Source organism: Candidatus Binatus sp. (assembly GCF_030646925.1).
Lineage (GTDB): Bacteria > Desulfobacterota > Binatia > Binatales > Binataceae > Binatus.
In genome coordinates, this window is sequence record NZ_JAUSKL010000107.1 from 32,071 (window position 1) to 45,676 (window position 13,606).

16 protein-coding genes and 1 pseudogene are annotated in these 13,606 nt (G+C 59.1%); 8 read left to right on the forward strand and 9 right to left on the reverse strand.

Translation table 11 applies throughout. From position 1 onward, the window contains the following. Positions 1-22: 22 nt before the first annotated feature. From Q7S58_RS18490 to Q7S58_RS18500, 3 genes are read right to left on the reverse strand one after another with little or no spacing between them, the layout of a single operon-like run. Positions 23-703 carry a response regulator transcription factor gene (locus tag Q7S58_RS18490; RefSeq protein WP_304829428.1) on the reverse strand — a complete coding sequence of 227 codons (681 nt, stop codon included), beginning with the start codon at positions 701-703 and terminating at the stop codon, positions 23-25. A gap of 51 nt (positions 704-754) precedes the next feature. Further along, positions 755-1,396 (reverse strand): hypothetical protein, encoded by a 642-nt coding sequence (locus tag Q7S58_RS18495; protein WP_304829431.1) that lies wholly within the window; start codon positions 1,394-1,396, stop codon positions 755-757. Continuing rightward, positions 1,393-2,787, reverse strand: a complete 1,395-nt coding sequence (locus tag Q7S58_RS18500) for a selenium-binding family protein (protein ID WP_304829434.1) — start codon at positions 2,785-2,787, stop codon at positions 1,393-1,395. The genes Q7S58_RS18495 and Q7S58_RS18500 overlap by 4 nt, the downstream gene beginning before the upstream one ends. 280 nt (positions 2,788-3,067) lie before the next feature. Here Q7S58_RS18500 and Q7S58_RS18505 point away from each other — a divergent pair, with 280 nt between their 5' ends. The 5 genes from Q7S58_RS18505 to Q7S58_RS18525 all read left to right on the forward strand — a co-directional run bounded on the left by Q7S58_RS18505 (position 3,068) and on the right by Q7S58_RS18525 (position 8,267). Further along, positions 3,068-4,564 (forward strand): Eco57I restriction-modification methylase domain-containing protein, encoded by a 1,497-nt coding sequence (locus tag Q7S58_RS18505; protein ID WP_304829437.1) that lies wholly within the window; start codon positions 3,068-3,070, stop codon positions 4,562-4,564. Next, positions 4,539-5,492 carry a BsuBI/PstI family type II restriction endonuclease gene (locus Q7S58_RS18510; protein WP_304829440.1) on the forward strand — a complete coding sequence of 318 codons (954 nt, stop codon included), beginning with the start codon at positions 4,539-4,541 and terminating at the stop codon, positions 5,490-5,492. Before Q7S58_RS18505 ends, Q7S58_RS18510 begins: the two co-directional genes overlap by 26 nt. 149 nt (positions 5,493-5,641) lie before the next feature. After that, positions 5,642-6,451, forward strand: a complete 810-nt coding sequence (locus Q7S58_RS18515; protein ID WP_304829443.1) for an enoyl-CoA hydratase-related protein — start codon at positions 5,642-5,644, stop codon at positions 6,449-6,451. Positions 6,452-6,630: 179 nt separating this feature from the next. Next, positions 6,631-7,692: a L,D-transpeptidase gene (locus Q7S58_RS18520; RefSeq protein WP_304829446.1), complete on the forward strand. Its 1,062-nt coding sequence runs from the start codon at positions 6,631-6,633 to the stop codon at positions 7,690-7,692. Next, positions 7,689-8,267: a DUF882 domain-containing protein gene (locus tag Q7S58_RS18525; protein WP_304829449.1), complete on the forward strand. Its 579-nt coding sequence runs from the start codon at positions 7,689-7,691 to the stop codon at positions 8,265-8,267. Before Q7S58_RS18520 ends, Q7S58_RS18525 begins: the two co-directional genes overlap by 4 nt. Before the next feature lie 37 nt (positions 8,268-8,304). Here the strand turns inward: Q7S58_RS18525 and Q7S58_RS18530 are convergent, their stop codons facing one another. The 3 genes and pseudogenes from Q7S58_RS18530 to Q7S58_RS22325 all read right to left on the reverse strand — a co-directional run bounded on the left by Q7S58_RS18530 (position 8,305) and on the right by Q7S58_RS22325 (position 9,059). Next, the gene (locus Q7S58_RS18530; protein ID WP_304829453.1) at positions 8,305-8,469 is read right to left on the reverse strand and encodes a hypothetical protein; all 165 of its coding nucleotides are present in this window, start codon (positions 8,467-8,469) and stop codon (positions 8,305-8,307) included. Beyond that, positions 8,466-8,906, reverse strand: a pseudogene (locus Q7S58_RS18535) (peroxiredoxin family protein); the annotation flags it as partial. The gene Q7S58_RS18530 and the pseudogene Q7S58_RS18535, both read right to left, overlap by 4 nt. Positions 8,907-8,918: 12 nt before the next feature. Next, entirely contained in the window at positions 8,919-9,059 is a 141-nt protein-coding gene (locus tag Q7S58_RS22325) for a redoxin domain-containing protein (RefSeq protein WP_370655545.1), read from the reverse strand. Between the two features lie 110 nt (positions 9,060-9,169). Between Q7S58_RS22325 and Q7S58_RS18540 the strand changes: the two genes are divergently transcribed. Next, the gene (locus tag Q7S58_RS18540; protein WP_304829459.1) at positions 9,170-9,556 is read left to right on the forward strand and encodes a hypothetical protein; all 387 of its coding nucleotides are present in this window, start codon (positions 9,170-9,172) and stop codon (positions 9,554-9,556) included. 31 nt (positions 9,557-9,587) lie between these two features. Here Q7S58_RS18540 and Q7S58_RS18545 read toward each other — a convergent pair whose 3' ends face one another. Beyond that, entirely contained in the window at positions 9,588-9,758 is a 171-nt protein-coding gene (locus Q7S58_RS18545; protein ID WP_304829462.1) for a hypothetical protein, read from the reverse strand. A 6-nt stretch (positions 9,759-9,764) separates the two neighbouring features. Beyond that, on the reverse strand, positions 9,765-10,553 hold the full coding sequence (locus tag Q7S58_RS18550) for a PhzF family phenazine biosynthesis protein (protein WP_370655550.1): 789 nt from the start codon (positions 10,551-10,553) through the stop codon (positions 9,765-9,767). A 30-nt stretch (positions 10,554-10,583) separates the two neighbouring features. Here Q7S58_RS18550 and Q7S58_RS18555 point away from each other — a divergent pair, with 30 nt between their 5' ends. Then, positions 10,584-11,288 carry a class I SAM-dependent methyltransferase gene (locus Q7S58_RS18555; protein ID WP_304829465.1) on the forward strand — a complete coding sequence of 235 codons (705 nt, stop codon included), beginning with the start codon at positions 10,584-10,586 and terminating at the stop codon, positions 11,286-11,288. A 90-nt stretch (positions 11,289-11,378) separates the two neighbouring features. Here the strand turns inward: Q7S58_RS18555 and Q7S58_RS18560 are convergent, their stop codons facing one another. Continuing rightward, positions 11,379-12,092: a hypothetical protein gene (locus Q7S58_RS18560; protein WP_304829468.1), complete on the reverse strand. Its 714-nt coding sequence runs from the start codon at positions 12,090-12,092 to the stop codon at positions 11,379-11,381. A gap of 383 nt (positions 12,093-12,475) precedes the next feature. Here Q7S58_RS18560 and Q7S58_RS18565 point away from each other — a divergent pair, with 383 nt between their 5' ends. Then, positions 12,476-13,573, forward strand: a complete 1,098-nt coding sequence (locus tag Q7S58_RS18565) for an EVE domain-containing protein (protein WP_304829471.1) — start codon at positions 12,476-12,478, stop codon at positions 13,571-13,573. The last annotated feature ends 33 nt before the right edge of the window (positions 13,574-13,606 follow it).

Below are 13,606 nucleotides of genomic sequence, written 5' to 3' on the forward strand. Positions count from 1 at the left end.
GAGCATCGGCGATGCAGCGCGGCTATTCCGCGCGAATCGTGTAGCCGACGCCGCGCACCGTGACGATCAACGAGCGATCGATGCGCGGATCGATCTTTTGCCGCAGGCGATTCACGAAAACTTCGATCAGGTTGGTGAGCGCCTTGTAGTCCGAATCCCAGACTGTTTCCGCGATCATGTCGCGCGTGACGACCTGCCCCGCGTTGCGCATCAGCAGTTCGAGCAGCATCTTCTCTTTCGGCGACAGGTTCACCACGTGCTCGCCTATCCGCGCGCGGCGCTTGATGGTATCGAATTCGAGGTCGCCAACTCTGAGAATTGGCGAGGACGTTTGCGAGCGCCGCCGTCCGAGCGCCTTGATTCGCGCCACCAACTCGGCGAACGCGAATGGCTTGGCGAGATAATCGTCGCCGCCGCTGTCGAGCCCCGCAACTCGATCGTCGAGCGAGCCGCGCGCCGTCAGAATCAGCACCGGCGTCTGATTGCCCGCCGCGCGCATCTCGCGCAGCAAGTCGAGTCCGCTTTTGCCCGGCAGTTGGAGATCGAGCACGATCAGGTCGAGCGATCCGCTCGCGATTATCTTCTCGGCCGCGTCCGCGCTCGCCGCGCCTTCGACGGCGAAACCCTCCTCGACCAAACCCCGCTTGATCGCTTCGAGCAGCCGGACTTCATCCTCGACCAACAGGATGCGCAGCGAATTCATGTCCCGATGCTTACACGGCGGCGGCGGCAAAAAAAGCCGTCGAAGCGCGCGTCAGAAGACCAGCGAGATGATGCCGGCGGCGACCAGCGCGCCCGCCCAAATCATGTCGAGATTGATCCACGCGCTGCGCAGAATCGCGAGCCCGACGTAATCATAAACCACGATCGCGATCGCGCCCATTGTGAGCATCATCGCGCCCGTATGCAGCAGCATCACCGCGACTGCCTGCGTCATCGTGTGCGCCGCTTGCGCCATCGCCATCGCATGGCCCGCGTGCTCGCCCTCGGGCGCCATCCGGAGCAGGATCGGAAACAGCATCAGGCCGGCGCCGTGCGCCGACGCCATCAGAAACGACCAGAGCGTCAGCTCGAAGGCGTTCACGCGCATCGCAACCCAGCGCGGATGCGCCCGCGGCCAGATGAAGCGAAACAGCCCGAACAGGATTAGTGCGCCCGCGCCGATCGGGCGTAGCCATTCGATCGCTACGAAGAGCCGCAACCCGCCGATGAGCGCGACCACCACGCCAATCGATAGCAGGTGCCCGACCGCGATTGGCGCCAGCGACCACAAGACTTTCGCGCGCCGCCGCTCCTGCAATCCCAGCGCGACCGCGAACAGCCAGCCCATCGACGGATCGACGCCGTGATAGGCGCCGAGCGCCGCGACTGCGATCCACGGCCACGCCGCGGTCACGGATAGCAGAACGAATCGGACGAAGAATCGCCGCCTTCGAGCCGAATCTGATGCGCGCGCACGCCTTCAAAGGTCGTGAAGAATTTCGGATCGACCGCCATCCCGCCCGCCGGGTCGCAATCGATCTTGGCGATCCATCCGCGAATCCCCTCGGGATAAAATTGCGCGTCCCACGCGTTGTAGAGCGAGTTCGATACGAAGATCCGCCGCCCGTCGCGGCTGAGTTCGAGCATCTGGGGCGCGCCATTCAGTGGACCCGCGCCGCTCGGATGCGATGCGTGCGCGACGATTCCGCCGAGCCGAATCGAGCCGGTCTGCTTCGGATGAAACGGATCGCTCACGTCGAACTGTTTCAAATCTCCCGTGCCGAAACACGCGACGTACAGAAACTTGTCGTCGAGGCTGAGATTGAGATCCGTGATCAGCGGCGGCACCGCCTTGAACGGCTTGAGCGCCGGCGGCAGCACGCTTTCGTCCGCGGGTTCGGGCGGAATCTCGATCACTTTCTGAACCTTCCAATCATCTCCTTCGCGATGCCACAGCCAGATCGACGCCGTCAGATCCTTGGTCGATACGACGACGCCGACAAAGCCGAAGGTCTTGGTCGGGTCGTGCGACGGCCGCAACTCGAGCGCCATCTGCTGCTCCGCCCCCAGATCGAGCGTTTGCAGATGCCGCCGTTTCTTAAGATCCCAGATATGGATCGAATGCCCGTACTTGTTGCTCAGCAGCAACTCCGGAACGACGCCGTTCTCGATCATGTTCGGCGTGCCCCATTCGCTGGTGACCGCGACGTCGTAGCCGAGATGCCACCAGAAATCGTAGCCGAGGTATTGCGGCCCGCGATCCACTTCCCAGCGGCCGAGCACGTCGAAGCTCTCATGATCGAGCAGGAAAATTCCGCCAGGGCCGTCGCCGTTCGGCGCACCCAGCGCGCTCACGTAAATCGCGTCCGGGCCGCAATGAATCGTATGCGGCCGGCTGTATCCGGTGCGCGACGCGATTTCCTCCGGCTCGATGATCTTCACGATTTTCGGATTTCGCGCATCGGGCTTGGTGTCGAAAATGTAGATGCGCGAAGAGCGCAGGCCGGGCACCAGCAGATAGCGGCGCTCGATATGCGGATGCGGTGCGTACGGGCACAGCGCCGCGCTGCAGGCGTTCCATCCGAAATGATGCAACTCGTCGCCGACCCCTGGAACCTCAACGCGCCCAACGACTTGCGCGTAAGTCTTCGATTCGGGATCGAGGTCGAGCACGCACAAAGCGTCGTGGCGTCCGTTGGCGGGCGTCGGGTTGAAAGTCACCACATAGCCGAGTTTCTCGCGCGGCGCCTGCATCGCCATCCGCGCCGACGGGTAAAAGGTCTGATCGGGTTTCCACAGCGCCATAGTTGATTCACCACCCTCAAGATGTGGAAGAAAAGTATCCCGCGCGGCAAATCCCAATCAAGCGCGATTTTTATACACGTGAAGGTGCAATGCTCTGGCTTGCTGAAGCGTGATTCTCGGGATTTGCTTTGATTGAAACGATTATCGGGAGCGACCCATACTGTACACGCTGGAGATCTAAGAGGGAGTGACGGAAACTAAACATCGATCGAGCGAGTCTGGTCGGCCCACCGACTACGCCGATGTCGTTGGCGCGGGCGCCGTCGCAAGGAAAACGGCGATGGAACGAAAGGAAGGCGGAATCTACCTCACCCCCGTGTCGGTCGCTGACTTCATTGCCGCACAAATCAGCTTCAGTGGAGGCGTCGTCCGCATCCTTGATCCGGCAGCCGGATCAGGGACATTGCTGTGTGCCGCGGTCGAACGATTGGTCTCAACTTGTAAGTCGTTTCGCGAAGCCGAAATAACAGCTTACGAAACCGATCCGAACCTGCAAGTTGCGCTCACAGACGCCCTCGATAATCTCAGACGCTGGGCGAGTGAACGACACGTTCAAATCCGGGTACTCATTGAAAAGAATGATTTCGTTCTCGCCCATTCCGAACTTCTCGGGACCAATCGCCGGTTGTTCCAAACTCCTGCGATAAACCCATTCGATTTAGTCATTGCAAATCCGCCGTACTTCAAGCTCTCAAAAGTTCCTGGCCGCCAACAAAATCAGAGCACAGTGATTCGAGATCAACCGAACATCTACACGCTTTTTATGGCGGCGGGCGCGGAACTCTTGAAAGACGGCGGCGAGTTGCTGTTTATCGTGCCCAGGAGTTTCGCTTCCGGCCCGTACTTCCGGTCTTTCAGAGAGAGTTTCTTCGGGAAAGTTCGGCCCGTTCGAGTTCACATATTTGGGTCCCGGCGCGACGCTTTCGGCCGCGATGCAGTTTTGCAAGAAAATATCATATTCAAGGGCGTTCGAGATCGGCGATGGCCGCAGAGTAACGAGAGATTCATGCTGTGTGTATCCAGTACCGGAGGTATCTCGGACCTCGATAAGGTGAGAGAACGCAACTTGCCCCTCGATAGAGCCTTGTCCATGGCTACCAGCAGCAAGGTTCTTAGGCTTCCTCTCCAGCGGAAAGAAGATGAAGCGGTCGAGTTGGTTGACTCGTGGACGGGCTCTCTTCACGAGTACGGAATGGAAATTTCAACGGGCCCGGTGGTTCCGTTTCGAGCCGCAGAGCTGCTAGATGACACAGGTTGTCCAGCCAATAGGTACGCTCCACTCATATGGATGCATCATGTGCATGCGATGCGCATTTCTTTTCCAAACGGAACCCGGAAACCTCAGTTCATAGAGAAAAGGGCTTCTGAGCGGTCGCTGCTGATTCCCAATCGAAACTACGTCTTTTTGCGTCGATTCAGCGCGAAGGAGGAAGCACGCCGACTCGTGGCGGCCCCATGGCTCAAAGGTTTCGCGGCGTCGCCGCTACTGGGTATCGAAAATCACCTGAACTACATATATCGATTGAGCGGAGAATTGGATGAACGCGAAGCCTATGGCCTGGCAGCCCTCTTATGCAGCGAATTGCTCGACACTTACTTCCGCGTTTCAAGTGGCAACACCCAGGTTAGCGCAACTGAGCTACGGGCTATGCCTTTACCCCCGCACGAAACCATACTAGCCATCGGCCATCGAGCCAAAGAGTTGAACCGGGTGGGCGACGAACTGGAAGAGATAGTAAGAGACGCGATCAATGCCGCCATCGAAAAAGGCCATTAGGATTGCTCAGGCTGGAGCCATCCTTAAAGACTTCGGCCTTCCTGCGGCTCAGCAAAATCAGATTTCTTCTCTTACCCTTCTTGCGCTGTGCGGTTTAAGAGTAAACGACCCTTGGTCGAGCGCAAGCCGCGAGGCTCGCACAGTTACAAAGGGAATTATGGATTTCATTTCGCGGAATTACCGCGTCAGCTATGCTCCGAATACTCGTGAGACTGTGCGGCGTCAGGTTCTCCATCAATTCGTGCTTGCCGGGCTAGCGAACTACAATCCGTTCGAGCCCGAGCTTCCAACTAACAGCCCGCGTGCTCACTATGCCGTCTCTGAAATCGCTCTTGAAGCAATCAGGTCCTACGGAGCGGCAGGGCACGAGGGATGGATCGCAAGATTTCTTTCCACCCGAACGACTCTTATCGAATTATTCGAACGCCGACGCTCAAAGCGCTTGATTCCAATCACGTTTCCAGACGGGATATCAGTTCGACTCTCACCAGGTGCACATAACAAATTGCAGAAAGCGATTGTGGAGCAGTTCGCGCCGCAGTTCGTACAGTCCGCCAAGCTGCTCTATCTGGGTGATACAGCGCAAAAGAATCTCTATCACCATGCGGAGACCCTCAACGCCTTGCGCATTCCGGTGACCGAGCATGACAAACTGCCCGACGTGATTATTTTTGACGAAGCGCGAAATTGGATATTTCTGGTCGAAGCCGTGACCTCCCATGGACCAATGTCCAACAAACGAGTGCTTGAGCTAGAGGAACTATTCCGAGCATGCCCGGCAGGTCTAATCTACGTTTCTGCGTTTCCGGATTTGGCCAGCTTCCGCAGACACGTACGAGAGATCGCTTGGGATACCGAAGTATGGATTGCCGATCTCCCTGAGCACTTGATCCACTACAACGGCGATCGGTTCTTGGGACCTCGATAACGACGATCCAGAAACAGAGGCTAAGCTAGCTTATCTCTACAGGGAGCCTCCTTTTTCGGGCGAGATCTCCCGTTGCCGGATCGAGGTGGGACTGAGGTAGATTAGACGGCGCAGCGAAGAACGCATCGCATACAACAGCGGGGAGCGCCATGGACTTAAAGACGGTTCTCTACGAAAAGCACGATCGCATCGCGAAGGTCACGCTCAATCGTCCGCGCTACAAAAACGCGCAATCGCGCCTGATGCTCGAGGAAATGGATCAGGCGTTCCTCGACGCCAACGCCGACGACGATGTCCGCGTGATCATCCTCGCCGGCGCGGGCGAAAGTTTCTGCTCGGGCCACGATCTCGGCACGCCCGAGGACAAGGAGGACAATGCGCGCCGGCCGTTCCCCAAGGGCGTGCGCGGCGAGTACGCGCGCTCGCGCCAGTTGTTCCTCGACAACACGCTCCGGTGGCGCGATCTCGACAAGCCGACGATCGCGCAGGTGCAGGGCCTCTGCATCTTCGGCGGATGGATGTTTGCCGCCGCGATGGATCTGGTCGTCGCCTCCGACGACGCCAAGTTCCTGCCGTCGCTGCTGCAATACTTCTCGATCCCGTGGGACATGCCGCCGCGCAAGGCCAAGGAAATTCTTTTTCAGAGCCGCTTCGTCGCGGCCGAAGAGGCGGCGCGCCTGGGCTTCGTGAATATCGTGGTGCCGCGCGCCGAGCTCGAGGCCGAGACGATGGCGCTCGCCAATCGAATCGCCGAGAGCGACCGTTTCACGCTCCGCATGCTCAAATGGGCGATCAATTCCGCGCAGGACGAGATGGGCTACAGCAACGCGATTCGCAACGCCCACTCGCATCACATGGTGCTCGGCCTCGGCGGCTTCATGAAGGCGCAGATGCAGGGAAAAGGGCTGCCCAAGCGGATGCCGGGGGTCGAGCAGGCACTCAAGAAATTGCAAAAATAGGCAGACGGCGTAGCCAGGACTGATCTTCGTGACGATTGTGGCAGCCGGCGGAAACCGAGCGGGCGTGCATTTCATTACCTTTGGTCCTGTAAATTGACTGCATCGGCAATTCTATTTCGACTCAATTCGCACGAAGCGCCATAATCCAGCTTGTGGACCAATCGCTGAAGGCATCCTGATTGGCGCGCGCGCTTTACCGAACGATCGCGGCTTCCCTCTTGATCGCGTTGATCGCGAAGAGCGCCGACGCCTTTCTTTGGTTCGGCTCGGGTCCGACCGCGACCGTCACCGCGACGCCGACCTCGTCGCCGACCCCAACCACTTCCAGCTCGCCGACACCGTCGCGCACGCCGACCAAAACTCCGATCCCCAAGGCGACGCCCGCGCCGCTTGCACACAACGTCGTCGGCGGCGAGTTCGATTTCATCGCCGGCAATCATACTTCGTTTTCCAGGATTGGCTCGCGCTTCGGCATCGGCCCGAAACTCCTCGCGCGCGAAAACGGCCGGCTGATGACAGACAAGGTCAACGAAGGCGACACCATTCATATCGACAATCGCCACGTGGCGCCGGTCGAGATCACCAACGGGATCATCATCAATCTGCCGCAGCGGATGGTGTTTCACTTCGAGGACGGCCGGGTCGATGGGACCTTTCCGGCGGCGGTCGGACGACCCGAGAAGAAGTGGCAGACGCTGACCGGGAAATTCAAAATCGTGCAACTGCGCGAGGATCCGACCTGGCGCGTGCCCGCGTCGATTCAGGATGAAATGGAAGCCGAGGGCAAGGAAGTCGTCGATGAGGTCGAGCCCGGCCCCGACAATCCGCTCGGCAAATTCTGGATCGGGCTGAGCCTGCCGGTGCTCGGGATTCACGGCACCAATCGCCCGCTCAGCATCTACAGCTATCGCACCCACGGTTGCATCCGGCTGCATCCCGACGATATCGAGGCGCTGTATGATGAAGTCGATCTCGGCGAATCGGGCGAGGTCGTTTACCTGCCGCTGATGCTCGCGAGACTTGACGACGGTCGAGTTTTCCTTGAGAGTCAACGCGATATCTACCGGCGCGGGACCGGCGGTATCGACGCGGTGCGGGCACTTGCAGGCGCCAATCATATCAGCGAGTCGATCGATTGGGTTAAGGCGGAGGCGGTGGTGAACGACATGGATGGAATCGCGCGCGACATCTCGACAGCGCCGGTAAGCTCGGCCTCGATCGCAACCGGCGCGGCTAAATGAAAACTCCAGTCGGGCGGCCCGTCGTGGAAAGGACGGCGATCACGCGCCGGCGCTTTTTTGCCTTAGGCGCGCTCGCAACCGCGCAACTGATCGTACCGGGTATCGCGATGGCGCGGACCCGCGTGCGCCTCCGTCAGCGAAGTCTGAAATTCTACAATCTGCACACTGGCGAGAGTCTCAAGACCACCTACTGGGTCAACGGCGAGTATCGGCCCGAGCAACTCGAGCGGGTGAACTATATCCTGCGCGATTTCCGCGCCAACGAGATCAAGCCGATCGATCCTTCGCTGCTCGATCTGCTGGCCAACATCCACCGGCGAATCGGCTCTTCGCATCCGTTCCAGATTATTTCCGGTTATCGCTCGCCGATCACCAACGCGATGCTGCACGCGAACAGCGAAGGCGTTGCGGTGCATAGCCTCCACCTCGACGGCAAGGCGATCGATATCTGCGTAGAGGGCCGCAGCCTTTCACAGATACGGCGCGCAGCTTGGAGCTTGCAAGGCGGAGGCGTCGGCTACTATCCACGCTCGGGCTTCGTGCACGTCGATACCGGCCGCGTCCGCTGGTGGTAGCGCGCTGATTCCGCGCAGCCGGCTTTCACGGCGATCGCTAATCTGATTTGTCGCGGGAGCGTTTTGGCGCCGCGACGTCCCGCAACGCCTCGCCTTCGGACGAGCTGCTCGCCATGTGCTGGGTCATCGCGTCGAGCTCGATGCCCAGCGCGTCCGCGACTCGATCGATAAAATTGAACAGGCTCGCGATCGTGACGATCACTTACGCGGCACGCGGACACCGCGAAGTATCGCGTTCATCGTCGCGCGGAAAAACATCTCGCCGGGCCACAAGCCATGCTGCCGCGGTTGCGAGGCGGATTCAGCGCTCCCCTTGCCGAGGCCGCGCACCAGTTCGAGCAATTGATTTATATCGGTGCGCCTCGCGACCGTTTCCAGCGCGCGAAAGCGAATGACGCGATCGCGATCGCGATCGATCACGAATACCGCTGGATACGCGATTCCACCCATCTCCTTGGTGTTCAACACTCCATAGGATTTGACGACGGTGCGATCCGGATCGCAGAGCAGCGGAAACTTGAGCGCGAGTTGTTCGCGCAGCGGCGCGGATCGAGCCGCATCGTCCACGGAGATCGCCGCTACCTCGGCCCCGGCGCTGCGAAATCGATCTGCCTCAGCCGAATAATCCGCCAACTGGCGGAGGCAAAACGGTCACCAATGGCCGCGGTAAAATATCAGCACGCACGGACCGCCCGACACCAGTTCGGAAAGGGTCCGCGTGGCGCCAGCCGAGTCGGCAATCGAAAAGTCGGGAGCTGCCTGCCCGACCGCCAGAACTTCTTGCTCGTTCATCGGATTTGGTTTGCCTCGAATAGAGGATGCACACCATCATGTCCATGCGTGCTGTTCAGCGGCAAGTGTTATTTCAGGTGGGCGCTCGCAACTTCAAAAGGAAATCAATTGTGAAGATGAAAATAATCGCATCGGCGGTGACGGCGGGATTTCTCGGATTCGCGGCGCTCGGCGCCGGAGTGGCTCACGCGCAGGATCCCACGGCCACCGATCCGAAGCACTACAAGCTAGAGCTGGAGAACGATCACGCGCGCGTGCTGCACGTCACGGTCGAGCCCAACGGCAGGGTCGAACTGCACGAAATGAATGGAGCGGTGGTTGTGCCGCTGATCGACTACGAATCGACGCTCAAGACCGCCGACGGCAAGTCGGTGATAGTCGAGCGCAAAATAGGCAAGGCGGCGTGGTTGCCCGCCGGCGGACGCGAGATCGAAGCGGGGGCGAAAGGCGTGGACGCGCTCCTGATCGAACTCAAGAACGCCGCTCCTGCGAAGTAACCATCCGGTTAATTAATCGGGCGGGGCCCGATTAGATATACATCGTGCCTTCGCCGGAGATCGCGCATCGTCCGCCGATTCGAACGCCGATCGTATCGCCGGTGCGCGTCACTTCGACTTCGATCCGGCTGGGGCGGCCCATCTCGATTCCCTGATCGATCGCGAATCGGCATCGCGGCGCCGCAGGAATCAATCGATGCATCGCGGCCTAGGCGCCGAATGGACCCGCCGCGCCGCCGGTCGCCGGATCCTCGGCGATTCCGACTGTATGCGGCGCGAACATCCGCGCGCGCACACCAAACTCGCGCGAATCCCCGATTGCGAACATATGCAGCGCGAGTTTCTCTTCGTGCGCATCGAACAACGCCGCCAGCGCCGGCCCGTTGGGAGCGCATCGCCCGAGCGCCTCGACCGATTTGATCGGCACGAAGAGAAACGGCACGCCGGTCGATACGATCTGGATCGGTAGATCGCCGCGGATGTCGGCCGGATCGATACCGAGCGCACTCGCGATGCGCGCGCGATCGTCGCGAATCGCGCCGTATGTGGGCTCGCGATGCGTCATCCAGACGAATTCAGGCTGGCGATGAACGCCTTCCACCGCGACGCTGATCGGCCCGATTTCGAGCTGCAGTATCGCCACGGTGCTGGGACCTTCGAGCACGATCTCGCCGCGGCTCGCGAGCACCCACGCCGTGCCGACCGTCGGATGCCCCGCCATCGGCAGCTCGACTCTCGGCGTGAAAATTCTCACTCGGCGAACCGCGGCTGCGATTTCGGGCGCGGACACAAAAGTCGATTCGCTGAAATTGAGTTCGTGCGCCAGCGATTGCATCTCGGTTGCGCTCAGCCCGGCGGCGTCGGTGAAAATTGCGAGCTGGTTTCCGCCGAATCGCTTCGCGGTGAAAACGTCACCAGTATGAATGAGTATCTGCGCGGCATCACGCGATTCTGCCCTGATGATAAACGCGAGCCAATCCGTATTTTCTGGTTGGATTGAACGTAGCCAGGTCGTAAAATCGCGGCGATGAGTTCCGCTCGTTCATCAGAACCTGTCTCGCCGCCCGCGGTGCGGGTGCGCGAGGGTTACGACCGCTGGGCCGAGGTGTATGACATCGATGGCAATCCGCTGATCGCGCTTGAAGCGCCCGAAGTGCAGCGGATGCTCGGCGAAGTGCGCGGCCTCGATGTCGCGGACGTCGGAGCGGGCACGGGGCGGCATTCAATTCGCCTCGTGGCGGCAGGCGCAAACGTCGTTGCGCTCGATCTCTCGGAGGGAATGATCAGCGCGGCGCGCGCCAAGCCGGGGATCGAGCGCGTGCGCTACGTGATCGCCGATTGCGGCGCGACGCTGCCGCTCCGCGACCGCAGTTTCGATCGCGTGCTCACGTGCCTGCTCGCCGATCACGTCGCGTCGCTCGACTTGTTTTTCGCGGAGCTTAGGCGCATATGCCGCCGCGGCGGATTTATCGTGCTGAGCACGGTGCATCCCGCGATGCATCTGCGAGGCGTGCGCGCGCGCTTCACCGATCCGGCGAGCGGGCAGAAAATTTATCCGGTGAGTTACGAGTTCGCGATTTCTGATTACGTGATGGCCGCGAGACGCGCGGGTCTCACCTTCGACGAAATCTGCGAGCGCGCGTTCGATGAAGCACAGGCGGCGAAGCTGCCGCGCGCCGCACAATATGCCGGATGGCCGATGCTGCTCGCGATGCGCCTGTCTCCCAAATAGAGAACGGCGGCCTCAAGCCGAGCGCATCCGCGATGCGCGCGCGCCGCGCTCAACAAATCAGCCGAACGCAAATGCTCGGTCGAAGATTGATCAACTATGCAGCGGTGGCTCCATCTCGCCCAAAGACAGCGCCAGCGTTTCTCTTGTCGCCCAAGGCTCAAGGAAGATCGCATCCCACCCCGGTAGGATTTTGCGGCTCAGCATTTCTGCGAACAGATCATAAGGTTGGTCGTATAAGAGAAGTATGAACTTCTCAGTGATCGTACGGATTGCATCGATCGCTTGATCCAAATCGCGAAACTTGGTGCGGACGTCAGCTGACAGATTGCTGTGAGCGGCTCGTTTGTTCGCGAACTCGATCGCTTTCTTACACTGGCGAAAAAGCAGAGCGCGGTCATCGCCTAGCAGACGTCGGCAGGCATCAGCCTCGAAGGGCGCGCTCCCTCTCTGGCGCGCTTCCAGCATCGCGCTCTCCGCTTCGTTTGGAAAGTGTTTCTCGAAACCCGTCCACAAGTCGCTAGGATCGCGGATCGCGTCATCGAGGATTTTTATGAGGCTAATATCACGCCGTTGGTAGTGCTCGCTCGTGAGGCGTCGAATGCCGACACTGGTTGCTACACCGTATATGACTTGGCTCCAATCGGAGAATTTTCTGCGCGACTGACCTTGGAGTCTCTTGTTCCGACGGACGATCTCCTGCAACGTTCGGAAAACGTATCGATTGAAAAGAAGCCCGACGACCTCGTTTCGGACCGGTATCAGTAAGTCAGCCAGATCTATGGTACGCTGCGGCGCTCTGCTCATAAATTTTCACTCCGGCACCGATACAAGCATCGGCGTTTCGCTGTTCAACTCTTTATTCTCACAACCTCGCGAACATTACGCTCACTCCTGACATTCGTCGTTCTCAGAGAGCGGCTGACGGAAACGGCGGCGCAACGTATAACAAATCGGCCATCACTGAGAGACCACGCCTGAGTGTATCGCGGGTCCTCCTTCGTCGCGTTCAGAGGGCCACACCTGCCAGCGTTTCCTCAACTTATCGCTGTCCTAGTTTTCGGGTTTTGGGTCACTTTTGATGGCGTGCGCCAGTACTCGGGAGCGGCGCCAACCATCTGGAAGATATGCGAGCGATTGAAAGTCTGCTAACCGTTAGCTAATCCACAGAACGCCAACACGAGAGGCGTATGCGATATTTTCTCAACCTTTTCTCACCTGAAACGTATGAGGCCTGGAAGCGGTCGGCACGAGATGTCTCGGGATTTCGGGTTCGTCAAAAGAACGCTGCCGACCGGATTTCACCCGGCGACAAGTTGGTCTGCTACGTAACTAGGCTCTCACGCTGGTTCGGGCTGTCTGAGGTGGTAAGCGGTCCCTACCTGGATGAGTCGCCCACCTCCTATCCAGAAGCCGATCCCTTCATGCTTCGATTCAAGGTGCGCCCGCTCGTCCTCTTAGAAATCGAAAAGGCTGTGCCGATTTACGAGGATTCAGTCTGGCAGGTTCTGTCATTCACAAAGAACCACGACAAGGGAGTCTCTACATGGACCGGTAAAATACGGTCGAGCCTAGTGCAACTGGACGACGCAGACGGCAAGTTCATTGAGGAGATGCTCATCCGCCAGCAGAATGACGGCAACTTGTACCCGGTTGATCGGGACGAATACCAAAAGCTGTTTGCCAACACTGTACGGAGAGCCGATAAGATCGTTTCGGTTTCGGTACCGAGCGATTCGGAGTTAGAGGAGCCGCGATCGACCAATGTTGAAGTCCGCGAATCGATCAAAGTTCAAGCGCTCATCGCTGAAATTGCTTCTCGAATGGGCTTGAAAGTCTGGATACCTAAATCGGATCGAAGTGCGGTCGAGCGAGAAGCGCCCATCGTGATGAACTCGATCATCGAGCGGTTACCCTTTAGCTACGACGAAGTCACTCTCCGCACAATTGAGAATATTGACGTGCTTTGGCTGCGGGGCCGATCGATAGTTCGGGCATTCGAGGTTGAGCATACAACTTCGGTTTATTCTGGAATCCTACGAATGGCCGATCTTCTCGCCTTGCAGCCAAACATGGATATCAAGCTGCACATAGTCGCTCCGGCTTCCAAGCGCGAGAAGGTGTTTCAGGAAATCCGCAGGCCGGTATTTTCCCTTCTAGAACATGGCCCACTCGCGGAAACCTGCACCTATTTGTCTTATGAAAGCCTGCGCGAGCTTGCCGAGCAAAAACATCTGGCTCATCTTTCCGATACCGTGCTCGACGAATACGCTGAAGAAGCCGAATGAAAGAAATTGCTCGAAGTTGTGCTAACGGGTACC

Coding starts and splice junctions, on each gene's coding strand:
- Q7S58_RS18490 (WP_304829428.1), bottom strand. CDS start 703: ATGAATTCGCTGCGCATCCTGTTGGTCGAGGATGAAGTCCGGCTGCTC.
- Q7S58_RS18500 (WP_304829434.1), bottom strand. CDS start 2,787: ATGGCGCTGTGGAAACCCGATCAGACCTTTTACCCGTCGGCGCGGATG.
- Q7S58_RS18505 (WP_304829437.1), top strand. CDS start 3,068: ATGGAACGAAAGGAAGGCGGAATCTACCTCACCCCCGTGTCGGTCGCT.
- Q7S58_RS18510 (WP_304829440.1), top strand. CDS start 4,539: ATGCCGCCATCGAAAAAGGCCATTAGGATTGCTCAGGCTGGAGCCATC.
- Q7S58_RS18515 (WP_304829443.1), top strand. CDS start 5,642: ATGGACTTAAAGACGGTTCTCTACGAAAAGCACGATCGCATCGCGAAG.
- Q7S58_RS18525 (WP_304829449.1), top strand. CDS start 7,689: ATGAAAACTCCAGTCGGGCGGCCCGTCGTGGAAAGGACGGCGATCACG.
- Q7S58_RS22325 (WP_370655545.1), bottom strand. CDS start 9,059: ATGAACGAGCAAGAAGTTCTGGCGGTCGGGCAGGCAGCTCCCGACTTT.
- Q7S58_RS18545 (WP_304829462.1), bottom strand. CDS start 9,758: ATGCATCGATTGATTCCTGCGGCGCCGCGATGCCGATTCGCGATCGAT.
- Q7S58_RS18555 (WP_304829465.1), top strand. CDS start 10,584: ATGAGTTCCGCTCGTTCATCAGAACCTGTCTCGCCGCCCGCGGTGCGG.
- Q7S58_RS18560 (WP_304829468.1), bottom strand. CDS start 12,092: ATGAGCAGAGCGCCGCAGCGTACCATAGATCTGGCTGACTTACTGATA.
- Q7S58_RS18565 (WP_304829471.1), top strand. CDS start 12,476: ATGCGATATTTTCTCAACCTTTTCTCACCTGAAACGTATGAGGCCTGG.